Consider the following 25,897-nt stretch of genomic DNA (forward strand, 5'->3'; position numbering starts at 1 on the left):
CGTCGGCATAGCTTTGGGGGTCACATGCGCGTCCTGCGTCGCTACATGCACAACTCGCTGCGCAATTTTAACTATTTGCTGGCGTGTGAACACAGTCATCAGGCCATTGCACTGGACCCTTTGGATGGCGAGGCCATGGTGGCGCTGGCACAGCAACATGGGCTGCAAATAAAGCTCATCATTAATACCCACGAGCATCACGACCACATTGAAGGCAACCCGGCGGTGCAAGCCGCCACCGGCGCGCCAGTGTGGGCGCATGAAAACGCCCGCATTCCCAATCAGGCCCATGGCATTAAAGCCGGGGATTGGATCGAGTTAGGTACCATGCGGTTGCAAGCATTGCACACACCGGGGCATACGCCGGTACATGTATGCTTGCTGGCGCCGGCCAGCGAATACGATGCAGTGCCGCGACTGTTCTCCGGCGACACCTTATTTAACGCTTGTGCTGGCAACTGCAAAAATGGCGGCAATGTCGATGACATGTACGAGTCGTTTGTGTCGCAGTTGATGCCTTTGCCAGATGAAACTCTGTTGTATCCGGGTCACGACTACATGAAAAACAACTTGGGGTTTGCTTTGGACCGTGAGCCAGGGAATGCCATGGCGAGCTATTGGCAGCAGCAGGTGGCAGCCACCCCTGAAGATGACATGCCGCTGATGACCCTAGGGCAGGAGCGTCAGTACAACCCATTTTTGCGTTTGCATACGCCGGAAGTTATCGCAGGTTTGCGCCAGCAATTTCCGGATTTATCCGCCGATGACCGCGCCGTTTTTAAGGCGCTGCGCCAGCTTCGAGATCATTGGTAGCACCCACTTTAGTGGCGGTTATTTGCTGCCAGGCCGAGCTGGTCATAATGGTTTCAGCCAGAGAGTGCGCCCATAGCTGATAGCCTTGGGCATTCGGGTGGTAGCCATCTGTTGCCATCCATTGCGGCTCCAGCGCCAATTCAAAGGCCTGGTACAGCCATCCCTTTTCTTTACTGAGCTGCATCAACTCGCCATCCAATTGTCGCGCTCGTACACCCAGCAGCCAGCTCAGTGGAGCAGGCAATGCAGGAAAGCGATGGATCGGCGGCACCTGAGTGACAATCACCATTTTTGCATCAATGCGCTCAACTAGGGCACACAGCTGGCGACGCCAGTGCTGGCGTCGGGTAAAGCCGGTAGTGTCGTTGACGCCTAGGGTGACGACCAGTACATCACAGCGGCGCGGCTGTGCGGGCATGTGTTCCAACAGCTCGCCAGCGGTTAAACCATTGGCCGATTGTGTTTGCCAATGCACTCTGTGGTTGTCGGCTAATCGCTGAGCCAATTGGGCGGTCAAGCCTTGCTCGATGTGGTCAATGCCGACGCCGGCGACGGTGCTTTCGCCTAAGTGCAGTAGCTCCAATGTGGCTGGGCCATCGCCGCTGATGCCATCGCAATCTCCTCCGGCCGCTGGCAAGCGCGGTGTGTCGCGACGTACACGTTTGCCTTGCCAGATGGCCCATGGCAGCAAGGGGCTGAGCAGTGCATAAGCGGCAAGGCTGGTGAGACTGTTCATAGTAATTCCTGGATGCGTTGTTGTAAGCGTGGAATCAGCTGTTGCTCAAACCAGGGGTGGCGCTTGAACCACAGCTGGTTGCGCGGTGACGGGTGTGGCAGTGGAAACTGGCGGGGTAGCGTGATCTGCGCTTGAAGCGATTCGATGCGCGCGGTCAGCGTTTGGTGTTGGTCGCGCAAGTAGTAGCGCTGAGCATACTGGCCAATGAGTAGCGTCAGTTCAATGTTGGGTAGCTGCGCCAGTACCGGCTCATGCCACAGCGGCGCGCACTCTGTGCGCGGAGGCAAATCACCGCTGCACCCTTTGCCTGGATAACACAAACCCATGGGCATAATGGCGACGCGCTGGCTGTCGTAAAAAGTGGCTTCGTCCATATCTAACCACTGCCTGAGGCGGCGGCCGCTGGCGTCGTTCCAGGGAATGCCGGAGTCGTGCACTTTCTTGCCGGGTGCTTGGCCGACAATGAGTAGGCGTGCGCTAGGCGTAGCGACGATAACGGGTCGAGGTGAATGAGGTAACTGGTTTGCACATTGCCGACATTGGCGGATTTGCGTTAGTAGCGTGTTGAGCGGTTGATCACTCATGGTGAAAAGGCAGGGCGCCAAGCTGGTCGCTCGGCGCCTGGCTGGCTTATACCGCCATGTCTTTCAGTTTTTTCAGGGGCGTCACTTTTACCTTGGTCGACGCAGGCTTGGCCGCTACGTCCATGGTTTCGCCAGGGCGGAATGGGTTAGGTACACCTTTACGCGCTTTTTGCGCAGGCTTTTTCACGGTTTTGATTTTCAGCAGGCCAGGCAAGGTGAACTCGCCGACAGCGCGTTTTTTGATGTGGCGCTCGATGGTAACGCCCAGTTCGTCCAGCACGGCCGCCACGTCTTTGCGTGTCAGGCCGGTATTGTCTGCAATTTCATTCAGCAGCTGGGTTTTGGTGAACTTTTCACGCACAGCAGTGACTTTGCGGGTGGTCATGGGTACATCCTTATTATTCGGGAGGTAAATGGCGGTAACGCCCTTAGGCCTGTAGTTTTTAGCTAAACTGCGCGGCCAGAGCAAGTGTTGAGTTCAATCTTGTGAACATACGTATGGCTTGAGCATGCGATTGGTCGCATAGTCCCCTTGATGGGCTGTTAGTCAACGCCCAACTTCCGCTATAATGCCCGGCTTTTGCCAATCCGTTTGAAGTCGCTGGTCAGCGACTGAAACGTGGCATTGTTGCCCTCAGGGTAAAACTCATCGTTTATTTAGGGATGCGGGACCAATCATGCGCACGCACTATTGTGGTGATATCAACGAAACTTTGATTGACCAAACCGTCACATTCTGTGGCTGGGTTCATCGTCGCCGTGATCACGGTGGCGTGATCTTCCTAGACGTTCGCGATCGCGAAGGTCTGGTTCAGGTGGTATTCGATCCGGATACTGTGGATGCCTTTAATACCGCCGATAGCGTGCGCTCTGAATTTGTAGTTCAGATTACCGGTCGTGTGCGTGGTCGCCCGGAAGGCACCACTAATGACAATATGAAAACCGGCAAGATCGAAGTGCTGGGTAAAGAGATTAATGTCGTTAACAAAGCGGCGACTCCGCCGTTCCCGCTGGACGGTTACACCGACGTGGGCGAAGACATTCGTCTGAAGTATCGCTATATGGACATGCGTCGCCCGGAGATGCAAGAAAAGCTGCGTTTCCGCTCAAAAGTGACCTCCCATGTACGTCGCTATTTGGAAGATAACGGCTTTTTGGACATCGAAACGCCGATTCTGACCCGTGCCACGCCAGAAGGTGCACGCGATTACCTGGTGCCAAGCCGTACTCACGAAGGTTCGTTTTTCGCGCTGCCGCAATCACCACAGCTGTTTAAACAGCTGCTGATGGTGTCTGGTTTTGACCGTTATTATCAGATTGCTAAGTGCTTCCGTGACGAAGACCTGCGCGCTGACCGTCAGCCTGAATTTACCCAAATCGATATCGAAGCGTCGTTTATCGATGAAGAGCAAATCATGGCACTGACCCAAGGCATGATCAGCGAAATCTTTGAAAAAGAGCTGAACGTACAGCTGGGTGAATTCCCACGCATGCCATACTCGGAAGCGATGCAAAAATACGGTTCAGATAAGCCTGACCTGCGTATTCCGCTGCAGTTGGTGGACGTGGCTGAGTTCCTGCAAGATATCGAATTTAAAGTGTTTGCTGGCCCTGCCAAAGATCCAAAAGGTCGCGTGGCGGCGCTGCGTGTACCTGGTGGTGCTGAAATCAGCCGTAAGCAAATCGACGACTACACCAAGTTTGTTGGCATTTACGGTGCTAAAGGTTTGGCCTGGATTAAGGTCAACGAGATTGAAAAGGGCGTCGAAGGCCTGCAATCGCCAATCATCAAGTTCATCGGTGACGACAACACCATGAGCATCATGAACAAGCTGGGTGCAGAAAACGGCGACATCATCTTCTTTGGTGCTGATAAGGAAGTGATTGTGAACGAAGCGCTGGGCGCGCTGCGTTGCAAGCTGGGTGAAGATCTGAATCTGTACACCTGCGACTGGGCGCCTCTGTGGGTAGTCGACTTCCCAATGTTCGAAGAGACTAAAGACGGTGGCATTACCGCCATTCACCACCCATTTACTGCGCCGAGCTGCTCACCAGAGGAGCTGAAAGCCGAGCCAACCACAGCGCTGTCACGTGCCTACGATATGGTACTGAACGGCTGTGAGCTGGGCGGTGGTTCGATTCGTATTCACGAACAGTCAATGCAAGAAACGGTATTCGACGTCCTCGGCATTAGCGAAGAGGAGCAGCAAGAGAAGTTTGGCTTCCTACTCGATGCCCTGAAATACGGCGCTCCTGTACACGGTGGTTTGGCCTTTGGCCTCGACCGCTTGGTGATGTTGCTGACCGGCGCTAACTCGATTCGTGAAGTGATTGCCTTCCCGAAAACTCAGTCGGCGGCGTGTGTGATGACAGAAGCACCCGGCCAGGTGGGTAATGCCCAACTGCGTGAGTTGCATATCAAACTGCGTGAAAAGCCAAAAGCTGAGTCGTAAGACTGGGTTAGGTTGGTACATATAAACGGGAGCTTCGGCTCCCGTTTTTTGTGGGTGTTGGATAGCTGAAGAACAATCCGTGGCTGCGTTTTAGGTAGTCAGTGTTCTTTCGTAGTTTGTCTTGATGTCCGGCATCTATATCCCTTAGACGTCTTTGCTATTTGCAGAGTTTTTTAATCCCTGTAGGTTTTTAAGGTGAAAAGGGAAGCCGCGGAGCAATGCCGCTGCCATTTGGCTATGTCTCTGATTTTAAGGGGAATTCAATTTTTCTTCGTTATTTGTACTGAATTTTTTATTCGTTTTGGTTTCTTTTCACTTCTTTAGATTAGTTTTCGTTATATGACGATTTGGGCAGTAGAGCTTGAGTCTGTCGCTCTGACTGGTCTTAACTGTCAGTCATAACAAAACAATAATCGAGTCAGGGATGTGAGTGGGAAGGCGGAAGAGAGACTGCCCACGATACGACTTGCACTCATACAGTTCCTGCTTGCAGGGGGTACTTATGCGGTGTCGTGAAAGGCTGATGGTGGCTTTGCTACTCAGTCCGCTGGGAGTTGGTGCGGGCTTGGTTCAGGCAGAGCAACAACAAGGCGTCGATTACGGTTCACGGTGGAATATGCCCACCGGCGTGACGGAAATCAGCCGAGAAGTTCATTCCCTTCATATGATTATCTTTGCCATCTGCGTGGTGATCGCAGTGGTGGTGTTCGGGGTCATGTTTTGGTCATTGATCCGCTATCGTCGCAGCCGTAATAAAGACGCGGCTCATTTCCATGAAAGTACCGCAGTTGAACTGATATGGACCGCAGTGCCTGTGGTGATTTTGATTGCGATGGCCGTGCCAGCTACCGCCACACTAAAGAAAATCTACGACCCCAGTGATGCTCAGGTGGATGTATTAATCACGGGTTATCAGTGGCGTTGGCGCTATGAATTTTTGAATGAAGACGTGGCGTATTTTTCCAATTTATCGACGCCGCTGGAGCAAATCGAGGGCCAGCAAGCCAAAGGTGAGGCGTATTTGTTGGAGGTGGATGAGCCGCTGGTGCTGCCGGTAGATACCAAAGTACGTTTTTTATTGACGTCGAACGACGTTATTCATGCTTGGTGGGTCCCTGAGCTGGCGGTGAAAAAAGATGCGGTACCTGGCTTTATTAACGAAAGCTGGACCAACATCGAGCAACCGGGCACCTATCGCGGTCAATGCGCCGAGCTGTGTGGTCGCAATCATGGGTTTATGCCGGTCGAAGTCAAAGCAGTCAGCCAACAAGAGTTTCAAACCTTTCTGGATGAAAAGCGAGCGCTGGCGTTGGCAGAAAAAGCCAAAGAAAGTAAGCAATGGTCGATGGCAGAGCTGATGGAAAAAGGCGAGGCGGTGTACACCACTTACTGCGCAGCTTGCCATCAACCCAATGGTCAAGGCCTGCCGCCGGCCTTTCCTGCTTTGGCAGGTAACGACAACATGATATCCGCCAGTGGCTTAGATATTCACATCGAGCGTGTGCTGTACGGTAAATCTGGCACTGCGATGCCAGGTTTTGCAGAAACCCTGTCAGCTGTAGATATCGCCGCGGTGGTCACTTATGAGCGCAACGCGTGGGGCAACGATACTGGTGATGCGATACAACCAGAGCAAATCAATCAGATCTTAACGGCGGAGGAGTGAGCATGCAGATTCAAGGAGATTCTACTCACGCGCCGGAGGTGACCGGGCCTCTGAGGTGGTTGTTGACCACCAATCATAAAGAAATTGGTACTTTGTATCTGTTGTTCTCGCTGGCCATGTTACTGGTGGGCGGTGTTATGGCTTTGGTGATACGGGCGGAGCTCTTTCAGCCTGGATTGCAGTTAGTGGAGCCTGAATTCTTTAATCAAATGACCACCATGCACGGTCTGATTATGGTGTTCGGTGCTGTTATGCCGGCCTTTGTCGGCTTAGCAAACTGGATGATTCCACTGCAAATCGGAGCGCCTGACATGGCGTTGCCGCGCCTGAATAATTTTAGCTTTTGGTTATTGCCCATTGCCTTTGGCTTGCTGTTGTCGACGTTGTGGATGGAGGGGGGCGGTCCGAATTTTGGCTGGACCTTTTACGCGCCGTTGTCGACGACCTATGCGCCGCCATCAACCAGCTTCTTTATTTTGTCGATTCACGTGGCTGGTATTAGCTCAATTTTGGGTGCGATTAATATCATCGCCACCATCTTGAACATGAGAACGCCTGGCATGCGGCTGATGGATATGTCGCTGTTTGTTTGGACGTGGCTGATCACTGCTTTTTTACTGATTGCGGTTATGCCGGTGTTGGCGGGCGTGGTCACTATGATGCTGTTGGACATCAATTTTGGCACCAGCTTCTTTAATGCCGCCGGTGGCGGTGACCCTGTGTTGTTCCAGCACTTATTCTGGTTTTTCGGTCATCCAGAAGTGTACATCATGATCTTGCCGGCATTTGGCATCGTGTCATTGATCGTACCGACCTTCTCGCGCAAACGCCTGTTTGGCTACAAGTCTATGGTGTATGCCACTGCATCCATTGCTTTGCTGTCGTTTGTGGTATGGGCACACCATATGTTTACCGTCGGGCTGCCTTTAGAAGCCCAGCTGTTCTTTATGTATATGACCATGCTGATTGCTGTGCCGACTGGGGTGAAGGTGTTTAATTGGATCGCGACATTGTTCCGTGGGTCCATTTCTTTTGAAGTGCCGATGCTTTTTGCGCTGGCATTTATCGTGCAATTTACCATTGGTGGTTTGTCTGGTGTTATGTTGGCGATCGTGCCTGCCGACTATCAATACCATGATACGTATTTTGTGGTTGCTCACTTCCACTACGTGTTAGTGCCGGGTGCCGTGTTTGCCATCATCGCTGGGGTGTATTACTGGTTGCCGAAATGGACAGGCTTTTACCCCAGTGAAAGCTTAGGAAAACTGCATTTTTGGCTGTCGGTCATCGGCGTCAACCTGACCTTCTTCCCGATGCACTTTTCAGGCTTGGCCGGCATGCCACGACGCATTCCGGATTACGCTCTGCAGTTTGCCGATTTCAATATGATCTCATCGCTCGGTGCTTTCCTGTTTGGCTTGTCGCAGATCCTGCTGATGATTGTTATCTATCAATGTGTGAAAGGTGGCAAACCTGCGCCAGCGAAACCTTGGGAGGGTGCAGAAGGACTGGAGTGGACCGTGCCTAGCCCGGCGCCACTGCACACCTTCAGTGAGCCGCCCCAGTTTGTTCCGGAACGAGATTCTCCCAGCCGCGCGTGAGGTGATCTATGGCACAGGCACCAGACACACAGCAAGCGATCCAAAAAACCGTGCGCCAGTTGCTGTTGGTGTTATTGGGCATGGTGGGGTTCACCATAGCACTGGTGCCTTTGTATGACGTTTTTTGCGAAGTCACTGGCCTAAACGGCAAGCCCAAACGATTCGATTTGGCTGATGTGCAAGCGCAAAGCTTGAGTGCTGAACGTGTGTTGGACGTACAGTTTGTCACCAAGGTGGGGACGGGGTTACCGGTGTCTTTTAGTGCTGCGCAAGGCCGCCAGATACCCGAGCCTGGCGCTCGCAATCAAACGCAGTTTACGTTTTTTAATCAAGGTGATGACGATCTTTGGATTCGTACCGTGCCGAGTATTAGCCCTGCTGAAGCCAGTCCGCATTTGTTGAAAATAGAGTGTTTTTGTTTTCAGGAAATGTTGCTGAAAGCGGGTGAGAAGAAAGAGGTGGGGTTAATGTATTTGGTCGGTGCAAATCTGCCGGAACATGTCTCATCCGTCACCCTGTCGTACACAGTTTATCCCGTTAAACCCGACGCCTTAGCGCAGGAGAGCAGTTTATGAGTGGTTCTTATTATGTACCAGCTTCCAGCCGGTGGCCCATCATTGCTGTTGCGGCCATCGGCCTGATAGCTGTCGGAGCAGGCAATGAGTTGGCTCATGGTCGTGGTGGTATGTTATTGCTCTTCGGCATTTTGGGGATCTTATGGGTGATTTATCAATGGTTCGCTGACGTCGTGTATGAGTCTCGTGCCGGATTCTATGACGAGCAAATGGATCGCTCGTTTCGCCAGGGAATGGCTTGGTTTATTTTCTCTGAGATTATGTTCTTTGCCGCATTTTTTGGGGCGCTGTTTTACGTGCGCACCTTTGCCATTCCCTGGCTGGATGGTGAAGGCGCAAAGGGAATCACCGCATTGTTGTGGCCCGACTTTACCGCCAGCTGGCCATTGATGTCGCCTCCCTCTGCCGAAGTGGCCGGTCCAACTGGAGTCATCGACCCATGGCATCTGCCATTGATCAATACCATTTTATTGGTCGCATCCAGTATTACCCTGACGTTTGCGCATCACGCGCTGAAAGCCAATCATCGTTTTGCATGTTTGAATTGGCTGGGTCTGACATTGTTGCTCGGCGCCATATTCTTGGTGGTGCAAGGCATTGAATACGTCGAAGCCTACCGCCAGCTGGGGTTGACGCTGCAAGCGGGCATTTATGGCGGAACTTTCTTTTTGCTCACAGGGTTTCATGGTGTACACGTCACCTTAGGTGCGCTGATTTTGGCCACCATCTGGTTGCGCTTGATGAATGGGCATTTCTCGGCTGATCAACATTTTGGTTTCGAAGCCGCCGCCTGGTATTGGCATTTTGTAGACGTGGTTTGGATCGGATTATTTCTGTTTGTCTACGTATTTTAGAGCTGGGTTATGCGAGTGTGCCAGATACAAAGCCATACACCAACGCTGCCATAAGTATGGCAGCACAAGCCACGCGCAAGGTCAGGGATGTTAATAGGCGTTTGGACTGGCTTTGGTCGGACAGCAAAAAGCCAGCGCCGGCCAATAAGCTGACAATCATTATAAAAAAAACAATTGCGATTAGGACTTTTAACATGACACGTCTGCGCTCCAAATATTTATTGATCAGTAGCGCATGGCGTTAGAGGCTGAGTCAATAGCCCCAAGGATTTGGCCGATCAAGCGCTACGGCTGGTACGCTTTTTGGCTGGCATTGTTTTTGTTGGGGCTGGTATTGGCAAACTGGCAATACGACCGAGCCAATAATAAACGTTTGATGTCTGCTCATGATGCTGTTTGGCGCGAAGGTGATCTACCTTCGCTCCCTAGCCATGGCCAAAATGTTGAGATCGAGGGACATTTCCAGCCAGAGCTCAGCGCCTGGTTAGATAATCGCAATTATCAAGGCCGCCCTGGCGTGTCGCTGATCACACCCTTGGTGACCGAACGCGGGCGAGTGTATTTGGTGGACCGCGGATTTGAATTTACCGGCGGTCATCGCCAATCGTTGCCGTTGCCAAAGGAACCCGCTGGGCCAGCGATTATAAAAGGGCAATGGCAGCAGCTGAATCAAACGCCATTTTTGCTCGGTGAGGTGCAAGAAGGTAATCGTGTTCAAGCGCTGGTGCTGCCCGACTGGGAACAGAAGCTGGATGCTGAGCTGGCTGGCGGCGTGGTGCATCAGCGCAATGGTCAGCGTCCTGCTTGGTGGCAGCCGCTGCAATTTATGTCGCCAGAACGTCATTTAGGTTATGCCCTGCAGTGGCTAGCGTTGGCGTTTACGGCCGTCACTGTGGGTTATCTTGCTGATCCTTGGAGGGAAAAGAGATGTCGTCGGCACACTGGAAATTGATTGGGTTGATGGTTTTGCTCGCAGCGCCCATGCCTATTGCCTGGGCTATGTGGCATTGGCAGTTGGCAATTCCAAAAGACGTGGCTGTGGACGCCACCGTGCAACCCGATGTGCCGCCATTGTCTCAGTGGCTTGGCGAGTACGATCAAAACATCGCCGACTTTTATTTGCTTATTAATTGTCATCAGTCGGACTGTAATGCGGACAGCGCATGGCATATTCATCGCGCTTTGGGGAGAGACGCTCAAAGGCTGTGGCGGTGGCGTTTAACGGACGATGCGTCGATCAGTGCTTTGCCAGGGGAAAGTGTTTCCACGGCGGTGCCGCCTTTTGCCGGTTCATTGGCATTGGCCGATGCTAATGGTCGAGTGGTGTTGTTGTTTCAAGATCTAGACGATGCGCAAGTACTCAAAGACCTTCGCTATGTACTCAAGCGCGTTCCCAAGCGACCAGATTACTGGCCGGAGTAAGCCTATGAATGAATCACTGAAGGTAATTCGCTGGGTGTCGCTGAGTGGTGCCGTATTCTGCATTGTGGTGATTTTAGTCGGTGTCGCCACGCGCTTGATGGACGCTGGCTTGGGGTGTCCGGACTGGCCCGGATGTTACGGGCGACTGGTGGTGCCTGACCACGCCACTGCAGCAGAATATTCTTCGCAGCCGCTGGAGCCGGTGAAAGCCTGGATGGAAATGATTCATCGCTATTTGGCATCGGCCTTGGGACTGTGGGTGTTGGTCATTAATGCGCTGGCTTGGCGTCAGCGCTCGGCCTTTCCGGCAGTGATGCGTTGGTCACTGGCATTACTTGGTATGGTGCTGCTGCAGGGAGCATTTGGCGCTTGGACGGTCACATTGCAGCTTTGGCCACAAGTGGTAACGGCGCATCTGCTTGGTGGACTGACGTGCTTGTCGCTGTTTTTTGCGGTTTGGCTCAGTAGTCGTCAGCGCTCCGGAGAGCAAAACAATGAGTCCGGCTCGTTACGTTTTGCTGTGGCCGCTTTAATGGGGGTGTTAATACTGCAGCTGGCCCTGGGTGGTTGGACATCGAGCAATTATGCCGGTACCGGTTGCGTCGGCTTCCCTAAATGCAATGGTGAGTGGTGGCCTGCCATGGATGTGTCCGAGGGTTTCCATTTAACCCAAACCATTGGCCCGCACTACTTATATGGTCAGCTGCACGCGGAGGCGCGAACGGCCATTCATTTTGCGCACCGACTGAATGCCGTGTTGTTGGGAGTGTTATTGCTGGTTGCGTATTGGTTGGCGCACAGGCGTGCATCGGCGGCGCAGCAGCCGTTGGGCTGGATGATGTCGGTGTATTTAGTGCAGGTCGCGTTGGGTGCCATTTTGGTAACGCAAGGCATGCCACTGGTGGTGGCACTGCTGCATACCGCTGGTGCTGTGGCACTGTTGCTGCTGGGGTGGTGGTCATTGCTATTGACGCCGCAACTGGCGGTGGCATCAAGTCGTGTATCTGGGAGGGTGAGCTATGAATGACGTTGTTTTAAAACAGCCGTCTCGCTGGCAGGACTATTGGGCGCTCGGCAAGCCACGAGTGGTGGTGGTGATGCTGGTGTGTGCCTTAGTCGGTGCATTGCTGGCGCGGCCGGTTCTTCCCGATTTGGGTCAATTGACATTGGCCATGCTGGGCATTGCGTTGGCTTCGATGGGCGCGGCGGCATTTAACCATTTGCTCGATCAGCGCTTTGATCAGCTGATGGCGAGGACTCGGCGCCGTCCTTTTGCTCAGCAGCGTTTATCGACATGGCAGGTGAGTCTGTACGCCAGTGCGCTGTCACTCAGTGGCGTGTTTTTGTTGGCCTGGCTCATCAATCCGCTAACAGCCATGCTGACGGCAGCCTCGCTGCTGGGGTATGCCTTGGTCTACACCGCCTTTCTAAAACACGCGACGCCGCAAAACATCACCATTGGTGGCTTGGCGGGAGCGGCGCCACCTTTGTTGGGCTGGACCGCTGTTACTGGGCAATTGGAAGGCAATGCGGTGTTGTTGGTGTTAATCATTTTTGCCTGGACGCCGGCACATTTTTGGGTATTGGCTATTCATCGCTGTGAAGAATATCGCCACGCTGGGGTACCTATGTTACCGGTGACTCATGGTGATGCGTTTACCCGCTTACAGGTGTGGCTGTACGCTTGGCTCACGGTTGCCGTCACGTTGTTGCCTTTTGTCACCGCCATGAGCTGCTGGTTATATTTATTGTTGCTGCTGCCGCTCAATGCGCGTTGGATCTGGTTTAACTGGCGGGTGTACCGGCATCGACACGATGTAAAAGCGCCGATGCAGGCATTTTGGTTTTCAATTCGCTACATTTTGTGGCTGTTTGGCGCGCTCTTGCTTGATCACTTCGTGCGATTCTGACGCTAACAGGCGCGCTAATAGCGCGTCTTTTTTCTCCCAGATCGCCGATGTCCAGTGCTGCATTTCCTGGCGCAGATGTGGGTCATTTTGATAGTCGCCCTGGCAGAAATGTGGCGGAATCGGAATTTCTTCAATCACCATACGAATAAACGCTACCCGGCCGCACATTAAATCCCAAAAACTCGGCGTGCCATGAGGGTAGGCGATGGTGACGTTGGTCAGCGCATCAAAGCGCTCTCCCAGTGCTTGAATGGCAAAAGCCAAACCGCCCGCTTTGGGTTTTAACAAATGTCGATAAGGTGATTGCTGCTGACGGTGCTTGGCATCGGTGAGACGTGTGCCTTCTAAAAAATTCATTACGCTGGTGGGTGTTTGGGAAAACTTTTCACACGCACGCTGGGTTTCTAGCAAATCCTGCCCTGCTTTTTCTGGGTGTTTTTTTAGATAGTCCTTGGTGTAGCGGCGCATAAAGGGGAAATCCAGTGCCCACCAAGCCTGGCCAACGATGGGCAAATAGCCAAGTTCGTGTTTGATAAAGAACTTAAGCAGCGGAGCTTTGCCTAAATACACTTGATAGAGAGCAAAGATATCAACCCAGCTCTGGTGATTGGCAGTAATCAGATACCAACCATCCGCCCGGCTGCGCTCCAGCCCTTGGATATCCCACTGTACTTTGCCAACATGATTGATCCACCACAAAATGCCTTGAATCCACAGGCTAGCGATGGCCACAATAGCCGGATCAGCGATGCGTTGACGCAATGGCGGCAGTAGAATTTTCACGGCAATCATGGCGTACAGAAATACTCCTAGAAATACCGTGTACAGCAGCAGCGCTAGTGCACTGACAATGCCTGTGAAAGTTGAGCCAGATGGGCTCGCGCTATTATTTGCCATGAATCAGCGTTCCCAAATAAATCTGCTTAGGATACTACTGTTTTTTGCATCCAGATCAATTTGTTAGGCGCTGTTTTGAGTGAACTGTTGGTCATTTATTACGAGTTGTTATGCAACATAGAATTCAGATAGATCCAGGCTGGCTCACTATCGCTGCCCCCATCACCGAGACGGATCTTCATCAGCATACTTGCTGGCAACTGGTGCTTGGTCATGACTGGCAGTTGCTGCTTGATGATCAGGCATTAACAGGCTCTTACGTTATCGCACTGGCACCTGGTGTGATGCATGCTTTAAGGCTGTCCCAAGGGGTCGTGATACTGCTCGAACAGCAAAGCGCAGTCGGACGTTGGTTAAAGCAGCAAAGCGCAGGCAAGAGTCGCTTTTCCTTGGGTTGTGACCCGGCGTTAAGCCCGGATGGTTTTCGCCGCTGGATTGAACAACAAAGCCAAACCCACGAAGTCGCTATGGATGCTCAAATAAGTCAGCTGTTAACACAGCTTGATGGCTGCTTGGTGGCGGATTGCATTAAGCCGTCGCAATGGCGAGCGGCGCAGGTGGCGCAGCAGTTGGGCTGGTCTGAAAGCCATTTTTTACACCGCTTTAAACAGTCTATGGGTGTGCCCTGGCGGCCTTATTTAAAATGGCGGCGTTTGCAGTGTGCCTTATTAGCCTTGCAGCGAGGGCAGTCAGCCACGGAAGCTGCTCATGCCGCTGGTTTTTCCGACAGTGCGCATCTTTCACGCACTTTTCGCCAGCAGTTTGGCCTGACTATTCGACAAGCGTTACGCCAGTTTTTGTAATCGCTCATCGCCAGTTTATTCAAGTAACTTGTTGCTCATACTCTTAATCTGGTGGCCTCTAACGGGAGGTACCTATGAGCGATTATTTGATACACACGGATATGCTGGATTTTCAACATACGGATTTGCAAACGCTGATCGATCAGCGCGGCTGGCGCCAGCTCGATGGTTATGCTGCCATCGGTGCTGTATACGATTTTGTACGCGACGAGATTTTGTTTGGCTACAACGCCCATGATGAGCTGAAGGCCAGTCAGGTGCTCGCCGATGGCTATGGCCAGTGCAATACCAAAGGTACACTGTTAATGGCGTTATTACGTGCGTTGGGTATTCCCTGTCGTTTACATGGCTTCACTATTTTTAATCGCTTACAGCAAGGTGCCATTCCCACCTGGCTCATGCCATTCGTGCCAGAGCGTATTGTGCACAGTTGGGTGGAAGTCTTGTACCAGCAGCGTTGGATTAACCTTGAAGGTTATATTATCGACCAGCGCTATCTAAATCAGATTCAGCATCGCTTTGCCAAGCAGGGCGGCGGGGAGGGTGAAAACTGCACGGCATTCAGCGGTTATGGCATTGCCACCACCTGTTTGGCTGAGCCCAATATCAACTGGCAAGGAGAAGACACCTATATTCAACGCCAAGGCATTGCCGATGATTATGGTATTTTTGCCCATCCCGATGATTTTTATCGCCAGCATCGCAATTTAACTGGTGTGAAGCGTTGGTTTTATTGTTACGCATTGCGTCATGTGCTTAATCGCAATGTTAGGCGCATTCGGGACCTTGGACGTTTCTAATTAACTCGGTGTCCTTGGCATTGCTCGTCGTTGAGCATTTTTAATGCGATGTGCTGCTGAAAATGCAACAAAAAAAGCCCGGCAAATGCCGGGCTTTTTACTGGGCTAGGTGGAATTGCTAGGGATTATTTATCCGTTGCAATCACAGCCGTTGCCGCTTTTTTGGTGTACTCGTCCATCTTGTCGAAGTTCAAGTACTTGTAGATGTCGGCAGACATGCTATCCAAGTTCTTGGCGTACTCCATGTATTCCGCAGGTGTAGGCAGTTTGCCTAAGATGCCGCCCACCGCTGCCAGTTCCGCAGAGGTCAGGTACACATTGGCGCCATCACCCAAACGGTTAGGGAAGTTACGCGTTGAGGTCGACAGTACTGTGGTGTTTGGAGCTACACGCGCCTGGTTACCCATGCACAAAGAGCAGCCCGGCATTTCGGTGCGAACACCGGATGTGCCGTAGATGTTGAAGTAGCCTTCTTCCATCAACTGAGCTTCGTCCATTTTAGTCGGTGGCGACATCCAGAAGCGGGTCGACAGACCGCCTTTGTTTTGGGCCAGCAGTTTACCCGCCGCACGGAAGTGACCGATGTTGGTCATGCACGAGCCGATGAAGACTTCATCAACGCTGTCGCCAGCCACTTCAGACAGATATTTAGCATCGTCTGGGTCGTTCGGGCAGCACACGATCGGCTCTTTAATGTCGGCCAGATCAATTTCGATCACGTGAGCGTACTCAGCGTCTTTGTCAGCACGCATCAGGCTTGGGTTAGCCAACCAGGCTTCCATGGCTTGTGCACGACGCTCCAGAGTACGAGGATCGCCATAACCTTCGGCAATCATCCAACGCAGCATGACGATGTTAGAGCGCAGGTACTCAGCAACGGACTCTTCCGACAGGTTGATGGTACAACCCGCAGCAGAGCGCTCTGCAGAGGCATCTGACAGCTCAAACGCTTGCTCAACGGTCAGATCTTCCAGGCCTTCGATTTCCAGGATGCGACCTGAGAATTCGTTGATCTTGCCTTTTTTCTCAACCGTCAACAGGCCTTGCTTGATGCCGTAAAGAGGAATGGCGTGTACCAGGTCACGCAGCGTGATGCCAGGCTGCATCTTGCCTTTAAAGCGCACCAGTACAGATTCAGGCATATCCAGTGGCATAACACCGGTGGCGGCAGCAAAGGCCACCAAGCCAGAACCGGCTGGGAACGAAATGCCCATTGGGAAACGGGTGTGAGAGTCACCACCGGTGCCCACGGTATCTGGCAGCAGCATGCGGTTCAGCCAAGAGTGGATGATGCCGTCACCCGGACGCAGCGCAACACCGCCACGGGTTTGAATAAAGTCTGGCATGGTGTGCTGCATTTCAACGTCAACCGGCTTTGGATAAGCCGCGGTATGACAGAAAGATTGCATCACCAAGTCAGCTTGGAAGCCCAAGCACGCCAGGTCTTTTAGTTCATCACGGGTCATAGGACCTGTGGTGTCTTGAGAGCCGACGGTGGTCATTTGTGGCTCGCAGTAGGTGCCAGGACGAACGCCTTGACCTTCTTCCAGGCCACATGCCTTACCGACCATCTTCTGCGCCAGGCTAAAGCCTTTAGAGCCGGCTTCTGGGTCAACTGGCAAGCGGAAGGTATCTGATGCACCTAGGCCCAGAGCTTCGCGTGCTTTGCTGGTCAGGCCGCGACCAATGATCAGTGGGATACGGCCACCGGCTTGAACTTCATCAAGAATCACGTCGGATTTGAATTCAAACTCAGACAAGACTTCGCCTGATTCAGACAGAATCTTGCCGTCGTACGGGCGAATTTCAATCACATCACCCATGTTGAGGTCGTCAACTGGGGCTTCGAAGACCAAGGCGCCAGCGTCTTCCATGGTGTTGAAGAAGATCGGCGCCACTTTACCGCCGATACACACACCGCCGCCACGCTTGTTAGGTACGCCAGGGATGTCGTCGCCAAAGAACCACAACACCGAGTTGGTGGCGGATTTACGTGACGAACCGGTACCTACAACGTCACCAACAAAAGCAACCGGCAGGCCTTTGGTTTTGATCGCTTCGATCTGCGCCATAGGACCTGTGACGCCGTGCTCTTCAGGCTCTAAGCCGTCACGGGTCATTTTGTAAGCAGCGCGGGCGTGCAGAGGAATGTCTGGACGAGACCATGCGTCAGGAGCTGGGGACAGATCGTCGGTGTTGGTTTCACCAGTGACCTTGAACACGGTCATTTTGATGCTTTCAGCGACCTTGTCTTTGTTGGTGAACCACTCAGCGTTGGCCCAAGACTCCATCACGCTCTTGGCAACGGCGTTGCCCGCGTCCATTTTTTCTTTAACGTCGTTGAAGGCATCGAACATCAGCAGCGTGCTTTTCAGCTGCTCGCCGGCCAGCTCGGCCAGGCTGGCGTCGTCCAGCAACTCAACCAAGGTAGCGATGTTATAGCCACCTTGCATCATGCCCAGCAGCTGCACGGCTTTTTCTTTCGAGACCAGAGGAGAGGCGGCTTCGCCTTTAACGATCGCAGTCAGGAAACCGGCTTTGACATAAGCAGCTTCGTCCACGCCCGGTGGAATACGATTTTCCAGCAGGTCGACCAGAGTTTCCTCTTCGCCAGCTGGTGGGGTTTTCAGCAGCTCGACCAGAGCGGCGGTTTGCTCAGCATTCAGAGGCTTTGGCGGTACGCCTTGCTCTGCACGCTCAGCGACGTGAGCACGATAAGCTTCTAACACGGTTATATCCTCGTCTCGTTATATCTGTCGCACATCCTACGTCGACTTGTGACCGACGTGGCCGACGGATGGGTGTACTTCCTGGTGAGCTTTGCGGCGCTGCAGCGCCGGTCACGGTTGCAAGCTGGCGCTGCCGCGTTCAATCGCAAAGGCTCGTAAACGGATTTCCGGGCGCAATTATAGGTCATCGGCGATTTTGGGTTAAGGAAGCCGATGGTCGAATAGGTTATAAAGTGTTCTTATTTGGCTTATGTTCGCTATTTTCTGAGTGAATGGCGCGTTCGCTCTGGCGATCCCCGTAGGGTGCGGGCGGCAAGTCTCCAAAATGTCGTTGGCGATGTTGACCAGGCCTGGCCATTTTCTGCCAGTGCCGCCTTGTTCTGAACACCTGCTGCACTGGCGCGGAGCTGTGCAGAATTGTTCCGCGGTGCCTTAAATATCATTGTCAGTCGTGTCGGCAGTTGCCAAAATGAGGTCTGATTGAGTTTTTGAGAACCGCTCGTGCGAATACTGGCTGATGAAAACATTCCGCTGATCGATGAATTTTTTGCCGACCTCGGCACCATTGAACGCCGCCCTGGGCGCCAGTTGTGCCGCGACGACTTGCTGCACACCGATGTACTGCTAGTACGCTCGGTAACGCGTGTCGATCAGTCGCTGCTGGAGGGAACACCGGTCAAGTTTGTTGCGACCGCCACCATAGGCACCGACCACATCGATACCGATTACCTGACCGCCAACAACATTGGTTTTGCCAGCTCGCCCGGTTGCAACGCGCAAGCCGTGGTGGACTACGTACTTAGCGCGCTCAGTGTGCTGACTGATACGCGTGGCCAAACCTTTACCGACCTCAGTGTTGGCATTGTGGGTGTTGGCAATGTGGGCGGGCTGCTGCGACAGCGTCTGGAAACCATGGGGGTGACGGTGATGGCCGTCGATCCGTTTAAGCAGCCTGAGGATGTTGGTGAGCTGGTGTCACTGCAGCAAGCGTTGCAAGCCGATGTGGTGACCCTGCACACGCCGCTCACCCTTGATGGTCCACACCCAACGCATCACTTGATTGGCGCTGAGCAGTTGGCGGCAATGCGCCCAGATGCGTGTTTGATCAATACTTGTCGCGGTGGCGTGGTGGACGGTCAGGCGCTGAAGGCGCATCTCAATGATCATGGCGATTTTGAAGCCGTATTGGACGTTTGGGAACACGAGCCGTACTTGGATTTGGCGCTGATGCAACGGGCATTAATCGCCACGCCACACATTGCCGGGTATTCCTTGGATGGAAAAATGCGCGGGACTGAAATGATTTACCACGCCGTCAGTGAGTTTTTGGGGTTGCCCGTGCGCTGCAAACTCGCCCAGTTTTTACCCGAGCCGGGCATAAAGCGGGTGAATTTTTCCGACAATATTCCAGTTCATCAGGCGCTGCGAACAGCGATTCGCGCTTCATACGAAATACGTGTGGATGACGGCGTGATGCGTGCTGCCATGCGCCGCAGTGAGGATCAGCGCGCCACCTTTGATCAATTACGCCGCGATTATCCGCTGCGTCGCGATATTCCCGTACTTAAGGTGGGAGTGCCGGCGCGTTGCCTGGATTTGGGTAAGGCGCTTGAGGCGGCAGGCTTTGATGTGCGTGTTAAATAGCGCTCAGAGCAACTGATCGTGGCATAAAATGTGCGCTTGCAGCAGCCTTCCTAAGGTGAGGGTGTCGCCCTGCAGGCGCGCGTATTCGAGCGAGTGCGCCAGTGTTTGGGTGGGGTCATCGTCGATGGCTTTCATCATGCGCGCAAACGCTTTCGACGTTAATACAAAATCGTCCACCGAGCGGCAGGCATCGCGTGCGCCAAAGCGCACAAACCCTTCATCTTGCAGCCACTGCACTGTGCCCAACGCCGCCATGTGCCTAGGTGAGTGCAGGCCGAACTCGTCCATATCGTCCGGCCCGGAAATGTCTTCAATAAACAGCGTTTGCTGGCGTGGAAACCAGCGAAAGCCTAACAGCAGCGCCGCTGCACAGTCTTTGTAAAAGTCATCAATATGGACGTCGAGCATAGGCGCTCCGCTACAGTTGGCGATAGCCACCGAAAAACTGCTGCATGCGCTCCATGGCGGCAGTCAAGTCTTCCGGGCGCGGCAAAAATACTACGCGGAAGTGGTCTGGGTAGGGCCAGTTAAACGCGGTGCCGTGCACGATCAAAATTTTCTGCTGCTCCAACAAATCCAACACCATGCGCTCATCGTTGGCGATGTTGAATTTTTGCGTGTCCATTTTCGGGAAGCAATACAAAGCGCCTTTGGGCTTAACGCACGACACGCCGTCGATGCTGTTGAGTGCCTCGTAGGCGATGTCGCGCTGTTGGCAAATGCGACCTCCGGGTGCCACTAGGTCGTTAATGCTTTGATAGCCGCCGAGCGCGGTTTGAATCGCGTGCATCGCTGGTACATTGGCACACAGGCGCATGTTGGCCAGCATGTCCAAGCCTTCGAGGTAATCTTTGGCCAGGTGCTTGGCGCCGCTGATGATCATCCAACCAGCGCGAAAGCCTGCCAGACGATAATTTTTAGACAGGCCGTTAAAGGTAATGATGAGCAAGTCATCGGCCAATGAGCCGGTCGAAATATGCTCGGCGCCATCAAACAAAATCTTGTCGTAAATTTCATCGGAGAACACCACCAGTTGGTGTTCGCGGGCGATGTCGAGCATGCCTTGCAGAATTTCCTGCGGGTAGACAGCGCCGGTCGGGTTGTTGGGGTTGATCAATACCAGCGCACGGGTTTTATCGGTGATTTTGCGGCGCATGTCTTCTAAATCTGGATACCAGCCGCTGCCTTCGTCGCAGATGTAGTGCACGGCGCGTCCACCGGCCAGGCTCACGGCGCCCGTCCACAGTGGGTAATCCGGTGCTGGCACCAAGACTTCGTCGCCGTTATTGAGCAGGCCCTGCATGCTCATCACAATCAGCTCACTGACACCGTTGCCGACGATGATGTCTTCAATACCGACGTTGGCAATGTTCTTTTGCTGCGCGTATTGCATGATGGCTTTGCGCGCAGAAAACAAGCCGCGCGAGTCGGCGTAGCCTTCGGAATCGGGCAGGTTATAGATAACGTCCTGAATGATTTCTTCTGGCGCATCCAAACCAAAGGGCTTGGGGTTGCCAATGTTTAACTTCAGGATTCGGTGGCCTTCTTCTTCCATGCGCTTGGCGGCTTGTAAGACGGGTCCACGAATATCGTAAAAAACATTAGCCAGCTTATTGGATTTAACGACTTCCTTCATGGAACTACGCACGCCTTTATTGAATCAACAGAGAACTCAGCATCATACTCTGTGCTTAGATAACGCGAAAGTAAGCAAGGGCATCGCATGGCAAAAATTACCAAAACTCCGCAGCAGTGGCGTGAGCAACTGGATGAACACACCTACAGCATCACTCGAGAGGCGGCGACCGAGCGCCCTTTTACCGGGCAATACTATGACTTTGACCAAGACGGCACCTACCACTGCGTTTGCTGCGGTGCCGCCTTGTTTTTAAGTCACAATAAATACGATGCTGGCTGTGGTTGGCCCAGCTTTACCCAGCCCGTGGCCGACCAGGCTGTGGACGAGCATTTGGATACCAGTCATTTTATGGTCCGTACCGAGGTCGTCTGCCACCAATGTGATGCTCATTTAGGGCATGTATTCACCGATGGCCCCGCTGAGAACGGGCTGCGCTACTGCATTAACTCCGCCTCTTTGGATTTTGTCGCCAAGTCTGAGTCAAGCGACGACGGCTAGTTCGCGCTGGTGCGGACTGCATTGGTTTAGGTTGCATTGGTGTGGGTTACATTGGTGAGAGCCGCGGAGCGCTGAGCCAGCGCTCCGCAGGACTCAAGCGTTGCCAACTCAGACACAGCTCGAGTGTCGAACATTGCTGTTAGTTTCATCGCAATAAATGCCATACAGGCTGGCGGCATGACTTTTAATCGGCTATTGTATTTTGCGCAATATAATTTGAAGCAATGGAGGTAGTGATGATTTTGACCGGCGAAATGGCGCGCTTAAATGGTGAGCAGCAGCAACTGGACGACTACCAAGGCCACGTGGTGTTGGTGGTCAACACCGCCAGCGAATGTGGTTTTACCCCGCAGTACGAGGGGTTGGAGGCATTGTGGAAACAATATAAGGAGCAGGGGTTGATGATCCTGGGCTTTCCCTGCAACCAATTCGGCCATCAAGAAAAAGGCAGCTCTGAGGAGATTGGTGCTTTCTGCCAAAAGAATTACGGCGTCAGTTTTCCAATGTTTGCCAAAATTGAGGTGAATGGTGACAATGCCGCTCCCTTGTACCAGCGTCTGAAGCAGGCGGCGCCAGGTGTGCTCGGTACAGAGGGCATCAAGTGGAACTTCACCAAGTTTTTGATTGGGCGTGATGGTCAGGTTATTGATCGCTACGCGCCCACCACCAAACCCGAAGCGCTGGCCAAAGACATTGAGCAGGCGCTGTCGGCCGGACAGTAAGGCTCGAATGACTTCCAGCAGTCGGCTGCAGTTGCAGCAACAGCTCTGTTTCCCGCTGTACAGCTTGTCACGCCAGGTGACTCAGGCTTATCAGCCATTACTAAAACCGCTGGGGTTAACCTACCCACAGTATTTGGTGATGCTGGTATTGTGGCAGGCGCGGGAAGAGCAGCGCCTGCCGTTGGCGGTGGGCGAGTTGTGCCGCGAACTGCAGCTCGATACGGGCACTGTGACACCTTTGTTAAAGCGCATGGAGGCGAACGGCTTACTACAGCGCCGGCGCAGTACGCAGGACGAGCGTCGTGTGATGATTGAACTGACCGCAGACGGCCTGTCACTGAAAACGCGCGCTGAATCGGTACCTGAGCAGCTGTTATGCCGCCTGCAAGTCAGCCCACAAGAGCTGCAACAAATGCGCGACTTACTGCAATCTTGGCAGCGGCAGTTATCGCAGCTGCTTTGATCGCATCCCGGTGCTGCTTTGATCGTGTTGTGGTGCTGCTAAGCAGCGGGCGAGTCTAACCACTGCAGCAAGGTGGATTGGATTTGCGTTTGCGTAAACGGCTTGCCAATAAAGTCGTTCATGCCCGCGCCCAAGCAGGCTTGTCGTTCATCTTCACCGCTCAATCCAGTCAGTGCCATGATTGGGGTGGCTTGGTTGAGTGAGTCACGGCGTATCTGGCGAGTCGCCTCAAAGCCATCCATGATCGGCATCTGGCAGTCCATTAAGATGACGTCAAAGTGTTGTTGCCTGGCTTTTTCCAACGCTTGTAAGCCGTTGTCGACCAGCTCGGTCTGAATGCCCAGGTTTTTCAAAAAACGCTGACACAGCATGCGGCTGATGGTGTTGTCTTCGGCTACTAGAGCGCGCCTGCCGATCTGCTCCTGGCTGCCTTGGCAGAGATTGCTAAGCGCCAGCAGCAGCTGAGCGGAAACCCAGTTGGCAGGCAGACCGGTGTCTGGGTGTCCCAGCAGCAGCACGTTGCGTTGCCCTGCCAGGGTGGCGTCATCGGTAAGGGTGATGCTGCCTACATCTGGGTGATCGCCGAATTGGTAGGGCAGTTGCCAAGCATCTAGGCTGCTCTGCAGTTTGGAGCGCTGCAGCGCGCTGTTGATTATCAGCTGTAACGCTTGTGGGTGGTGGCGGCGAACCGCGTTTAGCAGCGCCTTCTGATGCTGGCATGGCAGCTGCCATGCCAGCTCTAACTCCGGCTCGTAACTGATGGACAACTGCCTCTGATGCGTTGCCAGTAGTTGGCGATGTACTTTTAGTCCTGGAATCAGGCCGTGGGGGGTGGATATCAGCTCGCTATCGATCAGCTCTGCTGGCACGGCTTGCGCTTGGCTGCACAGCTTGAAACACAGTTGCTGGTCGTCGCCCTGGGGCCGGATGCGCACCGTCAGCTGTATCGGCGCGCTGCTCACGGCGCGTATGCAAGCCGTCAATTTTACCAACAGCCAAATGGTCAGCTCTTCTGCCAGCAACACCGGGTCTTCATCGGCTTCGATATGAGTCACGACGCTGGGGTACAAACCCTCCTGGCTGAGCACCCGCTGCAGCCAAAGGCTCAAGCGCTCTTCATGATCCATGGCGCGGCTGAGTTGTGGAATGTGGTCAAGCTCCCTGGCTTGCTGCAGATGCAACTGTAACGATACCAGGTCAACATCCGATGCCGATGTGCCGAGCTGGGTAAGGGCGGTGTCCAGTAATAGTTTGCGTGCCTGAGTAATGGCGTCGTTGGCAGTCTGGGTGGGCGGATCCAGTTGGCGGCTGACTTCGCTCAGTGCGTGGCTACGACGCTGCACCAGCTGTTCGAGCTTGGCGGAGTAGTCAGCTACCTGAGCTTCGGCTTGCTGCTGTTTGTGAATGTGCTGTGTTAATGCCTCTAGCAACCGATAGAAAGAACGGCTGAGCTGGCCCAGCTCATCGGGTCTGTCGCTGTGAAACTGCGCCAATGCTTGCGAGTCAATGGTGTGGCCATTGATGCCCTCGGCGCGCTGCGCCAGGCGCTGCAGTGGGCGGGTGAGCAGCCGATCATGGCTGATGTAAATAAAGCCGCTGACGATGACGCACAATAGCAACGTATACAGAGCTGCATGTATGGCAGTGCGCCGAAACTCTTGCACAAACAGGCACGGGTCGGCCCGGAGAATGACCTGACCGATGTCGTTGCCCCGATGGTTGAGCGCTGCCAGATGGATGTCTTCAACATCAAAAATGGCGTATTCAACCGTATTGATCTGGCATGCTTGGGTGCGACTGGAGTGCGCCACTTCGCGGCCGGTGTTATCCAATACCGATACCGACAGTACGGCAGGGTGCTGAATCAGGCCATCGGTCAGCTGTTGGTTGAGTCGATCGTTGTAATTAAAGGTCGCTAGGTCGAAGGTGGGCAGGCTGGTCTGCAGCAGTTGATGTGGTGTTTGGAATAATTGCTGGCGCAACTGTTGGGCGGATTGAAACAGGCTGAACGCACTCAGCACCAAGGCGATGATTAACAACAGTACGCTGACATGCAATGCCATGCGTTGGGCCAACTTGTGATGAATACTACGGAACATACAGTCGTTGCATCCGTTTGCTCTATCTCGCCAATATTGAGCGTTGGCTTATCCTATCCAGCCGCCGTCATGCTGTCGATGTGCTGGCCGGTGTTCAAAAATGCTTTTTCTTCCACGCTTCGTCGCTGTCCGCCAGCTCCTGAGCACCAGTTTCCAGTCGTGAGGGGGCGGTAGGCGGTGCCAGCTTAGCTTGTGCGGTTTTGACATCGTGCTGTAAGCGCTCCAATGCTTGGGTTAACACGGGCAGATCGTCGCGATTGTTTTTGAGCAAATTTTTGGCTTTGTCGACAAAGCGTGTCGCTCTGGAGGGGGTGTTCATGGCCAATGCTGCTCGTGCTTTGCTATCAAATACGCCGTAGCAGACACGCAAATTTAGGGACCTGGCTTCGCGGGCAATGGCCGCGGCGCTGTTTTTATCCAACTTGCCTTTTTGGTAACTGACGCGCACCAAGGCCGACAGGTGGCGAGTTTGCTCGCTGAAGCGTTGAGCGGGTTTGCTGTCGGTCGGCAGTGGGGGCTTTTTATTGCTGGGTGGCTCTTCTAATGACTGATGCGCCAGTGAGCTGGCTCGTTTGACCGGTTGGCTGCTCTTGATGCCCAGTTGTTGCAGTTGCTGTTGTAGCTGCAAAATATGCTGGGCCAGCAAATGTTTGCTGGGCTGACTGACATAAGCCCCCAAAGTCGACAAGGTTTCGGCGAACTTGATGATGTCATCGGTCAAAGCGATGGCGTGGCGTGCACGTTCTAATTGTTGTTGTTCGCGTAGGCGCAAATAGGCGAGGGCGCCGACGCCTGCCAAGGCAACGAAAGAAACCAAAATGACCAGTCCGAGTGTGGACATAGCGTTAGATAACCTGACTTGAGATACGTTACCTAGTTTAGTCGCCCTGGTTATAAACGTTGTCGCATATTTCTTGTGTTCAGTGTTAAAAAAGTTATAACAAGGGGTTGACGAGGGGCGGTGCCGCCCCTAGAATGCGCGCTCCTTG

At 53.4% G+C, this 25,897-nt stretch carries 26 protein-coding genes; 16 read left to right on the forward strand and 10 right to left on the reverse strand.

Features of this window, described 5'->3' with window-relative positions; all coding sequences use genetic code 11:
- Nucleotides 1–24: 24 nt before the first annotated feature.
- The gene (locus tag CHH28_RS13120; protein WP_094060738.1) at nucleotides 25–813 is read left to right on the forward strand and encodes a hydroxyacylglutathione hydrolase; all 789 of its coding nucleotides are present in this window, start codon (nucleotides 25–27) and stop codon (nucleotides 811–813) included.
- Here CHH28_RS13120 and CHH28_RS13125 read toward each other — a convergent pair.
- From CHH28_RS13125 to CHH28_RS13135, 3 genes are read right to left on the reverse strand one after another with little or no spacing between them, the layout of a single operon-like run.
- Entirely contained in the window at nucleotides 779–1,549 is a 771-nt protein-coding gene (locus CHH28_RS13125) for an SGNH/GDSL hydrolase family protein (protein ID WP_094060739.1), read from the reverse strand. The two genes, CHH28_RS13120 and CHH28_RS13125, sit on opposite strands and share 35 nt — an antisense overlap.
- Complete coding sequence (locus CHH28_RS13130; protein WP_094060740.1) at nucleotides 1,546–2,133, reverse strand: uracil-DNA glycosylase family protein; 588 nt, start codon at nucleotides 2,131–2,133, stop codon at nucleotides 1,546–1,548. The genes CHH28_RS13125 and CHH28_RS13130 overlap by 4 nt, the downstream gene beginning before the upstream one ends.
- A 46-nt stretch (nucleotides 2,134–2,179) precedes the next feature.
- Nucleotides 2,180–2,518, reverse strand: coding sequence for an HU family DNA-binding protein (locus CHH28_RS13135; RefSeq protein WP_094060741.1), 339 nt, complete (start codon nucleotides 2,516–2,518; stop codon nucleotides 2,180–2,182).
- Nucleotides 2,519–2,810: 292 nt separating this feature from the next.
- Here CHH28_RS13135 and aspS point away from each other — a divergent pair, with 292 nt between their 5' ends.
- From aspS to CHH28_RS13160, 5 genes are all read left to right on the forward strand, one after another.
- Nucleotides 2,811–4,586 (forward strand): aspartate--tRNA ligase, encoded by a 1,776-nt coding sequence (gene aspS / locus CHH28_RS13140; protein WP_094060742.1) that lies wholly within the window; start codon nucleotides 2,811–2,813, stop codon nucleotides 4,584–4,586.
- A 502-nt stretch (nucleotides 4,587–5,088) separates the two neighbouring features.
- Nucleotides 5,089–6,252 (forward strand): cytochrome c oxidase subunit II, encoded by a 1,164-nt coding sequence (gene coxB, locus CHH28_RS13145; protein ID WP_269843660.1) that lies wholly within the window; start codon nucleotides 5,089–5,091, stop codon nucleotides 6,250–6,252.
- A gap of 2 nt (nucleotides 6,253–6,254) precedes the next feature.
- Complete coding sequence (gene ctaD, locus CHH28_RS13150) at nucleotides 6,255–7,853, forward strand: cytochrome c oxidase subunit I (protein WP_094060743.1); 1,599 nt, start codon at nucleotides 6,255–6,257, stop codon at nucleotides 7,851–7,853.
- Between the two features lie 8 nt (nucleotides 7,854–7,861).
- Complete coding sequence (locus CHH28_RS13155; protein WP_094060744.1) at nucleotides 7,862–8,428, forward strand: cytochrome c oxidase assembly protein; 567 nt, start codon at nucleotides 7,862–7,864, stop codon at nucleotides 8,426–8,428.
- Nucleotides 8,425–9,282: a cytochrome c oxidase subunit 3 gene (locus CHH28_RS13160; RefSeq protein ID WP_094060745.1), complete on the forward strand. Its 858-nt coding sequence runs from the start codon at nucleotides 8,425–8,427 to the stop codon at nucleotides 9,280–9,282. Before CHH28_RS13155 ends, CHH28_RS13160 begins: the two co-directional genes overlap by 4 nt.
- Nucleotides 9,283–9,289: 7 nt before the next feature.
- On the opposite strand, the gene CHH28_RS13165 is transcribed toward CHH28_RS13160, so the two are convergent.
- Nucleotides 9,290–9,478: a DUF2909 family protein gene (locus tag CHH28_RS13165; RefSeq protein WP_094060746.1), complete on the reverse strand. Its 189-nt coding sequence runs from the start codon at nucleotides 9,476–9,478 to the stop codon at nucleotides 9,290–9,292.
- 39 nt (nucleotides 9,479–9,517) lie between these two features.
- Between CHH28_RS13165 and CHH28_RS13170 the strand changes: the two genes are divergently transcribed.
- The 4 genes from CHH28_RS13170 to cyoE are packed head-to-tail and all read left to right on the forward strand — an operon-like array spanning nucleotide 9,518 to nucleotide 12,614.
- Nucleotides 9,518–10,234 carry an SURF1 family protein gene (locus tag CHH28_RS13170; protein WP_094060747.1) on the forward strand — a complete coding sequence of 239 codons (717 nt, stop codon included), beginning with the start codon at nucleotides 9,518–9,520 and terminating at the stop codon, nucleotides 10,232–10,234.
- A 29-nt stretch (nucleotides 10,235–10,263) separates the two neighbouring features.
- Nucleotides 10,264–10,704, forward strand: coding sequence for a hypothetical protein (locus CHH28_RS13175; protein ID WP_157729910.1), 441 nt, complete (start codon nucleotides 10,264–10,266; stop codon nucleotides 10,702–10,704).
- Between the two features lie 4 nt (nucleotides 10,705–10,708).
- On the forward strand, nucleotides 10,709–11,731 hold the full coding sequence (locus CHH28_RS13180) for a COX15/CtaA family protein (protein ID WP_094060749.1): 1,023 nt from the start codon (nucleotides 10,709–10,711) through the stop codon (nucleotides 11,729–11,731).
- Nucleotides 11,724–12,614 (forward strand): heme o synthase, encoded by an 891-nt coding sequence (gene cyoE / locus CHH28_RS13185; RefSeq protein WP_094060750.1) that lies wholly within the window; start codon nucleotides 11,724–11,726, stop codon nucleotides 12,612–12,614. The genes CHH28_RS13180 and cyoE overlap by 8 nt, the downstream gene beginning before the upstream one ends.
- On the opposite strand, the gene CHH28_RS13190 is transcribed toward cyoE, so the two are convergent.
- Nucleotides 12,552–13,511: an acyltransferase gene (locus CHH28_RS13190; RefSeq protein ID WP_094060751.1), complete on the reverse strand. Its 960-nt coding sequence runs from the start codon at nucleotides 13,509–13,511 to the stop codon at nucleotides 12,552–12,554. The two genes, cyoE and CHH28_RS13190, sit on opposite strands and share 63 nt — an antisense overlap.
- Nucleotides 13,512–13,621: 110 nt before the next feature.
- Between CHH28_RS13190 and CHH28_RS13195 the strand changes: the two genes are divergently transcribed.
- Together CHH28_RS13195 and CHH28_RS13200 are read left to right on the forward strand one after the other, a co-directional pair.
- On the forward strand, nucleotides 13,622–14,314 hold the full coding sequence (locus tag CHH28_RS13195; protein ID WP_094060752.1) for a helix-turn-helix transcriptional regulator: 693 nt from the start codon (nucleotides 13,622–13,624) through the stop codon (nucleotides 14,312–14,314).
- 74 nt (nucleotides 14,315–14,388) lie between these two features.
- Entirely contained in the window at nucleotides 14,389–15,114 is a 726-nt protein-coding gene (locus CHH28_RS13200) for a transglutaminase-like domain-containing protein (protein WP_094060753.1), read from the forward strand.
- 125 nt (nucleotides 15,115–15,239) lie between these two features.
- Here the strand turns inward: CHH28_RS13200 and acnB are convergent, their stop codons facing one another.
- The gene (acnB, locus tag CHH28_RS13205) at nucleotides 15,240–17,843 is read right to left on the reverse strand and encodes a bifunctional aconitate hydratase 2/2-methylisocitrate dehydratase (RefSeq protein ID WP_094060754.1); all 2,604 of its coding nucleotides are present in this window, start codon (nucleotides 17,841–17,843) and stop codon (nucleotides 15,240–15,242) included.
- A gap of 501 nt (nucleotides 17,844–18,344) precedes the next feature.
- Between acnB and pdxB the strand changes: the two genes are divergently transcribed.
- Nucleotides 18,345–19,487 (forward strand): 4-phosphoerythronate dehydrogenase PdxB, encoded by a 1,143-nt coding sequence (gene pdxB / locus CHH28_RS13210; protein WP_094060755.1) that lies wholly within the window; start codon nucleotides 18,345–18,347, stop codon nucleotides 19,485–19,487.
- 3 nt (nucleotides 19,488–19,490) lie between these two features.
- Here the strand turns inward: pdxB and CHH28_RS13215 are convergent, their stop codons facing one another.
- Both CHH28_RS13215 and CHH28_RS13220 read right to left on the reverse strand, forming a co-directional pair.
- On the reverse strand, nucleotides 19,491–19,895 hold the full coding sequence (locus tag CHH28_RS13215; RefSeq protein WP_094060756.1) for a hypothetical protein: 405 nt from the start codon (nucleotides 19,893–19,895) through the stop codon (nucleotides 19,491–19,493).
- 10 nt (nucleotides 19,896–19,905) lie between these two features.
- Nucleotides 19,906–21,123 carry a pyridoxal phosphate-dependent aminotransferase gene (locus CHH28_RS13220; protein ID WP_094060757.1) on the reverse strand — a complete coding sequence of 406 codons (1,218 nt, stop codon included), beginning with the start codon at nucleotides 21,121–21,123 and terminating at the stop codon, nucleotides 19,906–19,908.
- 87 nt (nucleotides 21,124–21,210) lie between these two features.
- On the opposite strand from CHH28_RS13220, the gene msrB reads away from it, so the two are divergent.
- The 3 genes from msrB to CHH28_RS13235 all read left to right on the forward strand — a co-directional run bounded on the left by msrB (nucleotide 21,211) and on the right by CHH28_RS13235 (nucleotide 22,809).
- A complete protein-coding gene (gene msrB / locus CHH28_RS13225) occupies nucleotides 21,211–21,624 on the forward strand; it encodes a peptide-methionine (R)-S-oxide reductase MsrB (protein ID WP_094060758.1) in 414 nt (137 codons plus the stop codon).
- Between the two features lie 236 nt (nucleotides 21,625–21,860).
- On the forward strand, nucleotides 21,861–22,346 hold the full coding sequence (locus CHH28_RS13230; protein WP_094060759.1) for a glutathione peroxidase: 486 nt from the start codon (nucleotides 21,861–21,863) through the stop codon (nucleotides 22,344–22,346).
- A 7-nt stretch (nucleotides 22,347–22,353) separates the two neighbouring features.
- Nucleotides 22,354–22,809 (forward strand): MarR family winged helix-turn-helix transcriptional regulator, encoded by a 456-nt coding sequence (locus tag CHH28_RS13235; protein WP_094060760.1) that lies wholly within the window; start codon nucleotides 22,354–22,356, stop codon nucleotides 22,807–22,809.
- Between the two features lie 38 nt (nucleotides 22,810–22,847).
- Here CHH28_RS13235 and CHH28_RS13240 read toward each other — a convergent pair whose 3' ends face one another.
- A complete protein-coding gene (locus CHH28_RS13240; RefSeq protein WP_094060761.1) occupies nucleotides 22,848–24,908 on the reverse strand; it encodes a response regulator in 2,061 nt (686 codons plus the stop codon).
- Between the two features lie 94 nt (nucleotides 24,909–25,002).
- Entirely contained in the window at nucleotides 25,003–25,749 is a 747-nt protein-coding gene (locus CHH28_RS13245; RefSeq protein ID WP_094060762.1) for a hypothetical protein, read from the reverse strand.
- Nucleotides 25,750–25,897 lie beyond the last annotated feature (148 nt).

Origin of the sequence: Bacterioplanes sanyensis (assembly GCF_002237535.1) — a bacterium.
In the GTDB taxonomy this organism is placed as follows: domain Bacteria; phylum Pseudomonadota; class Gammaproteobacteria; order Pseudomonadales; family Oceanobacteraceae; genus Bacterioplanes; species Bacterioplanes sanyensis_A.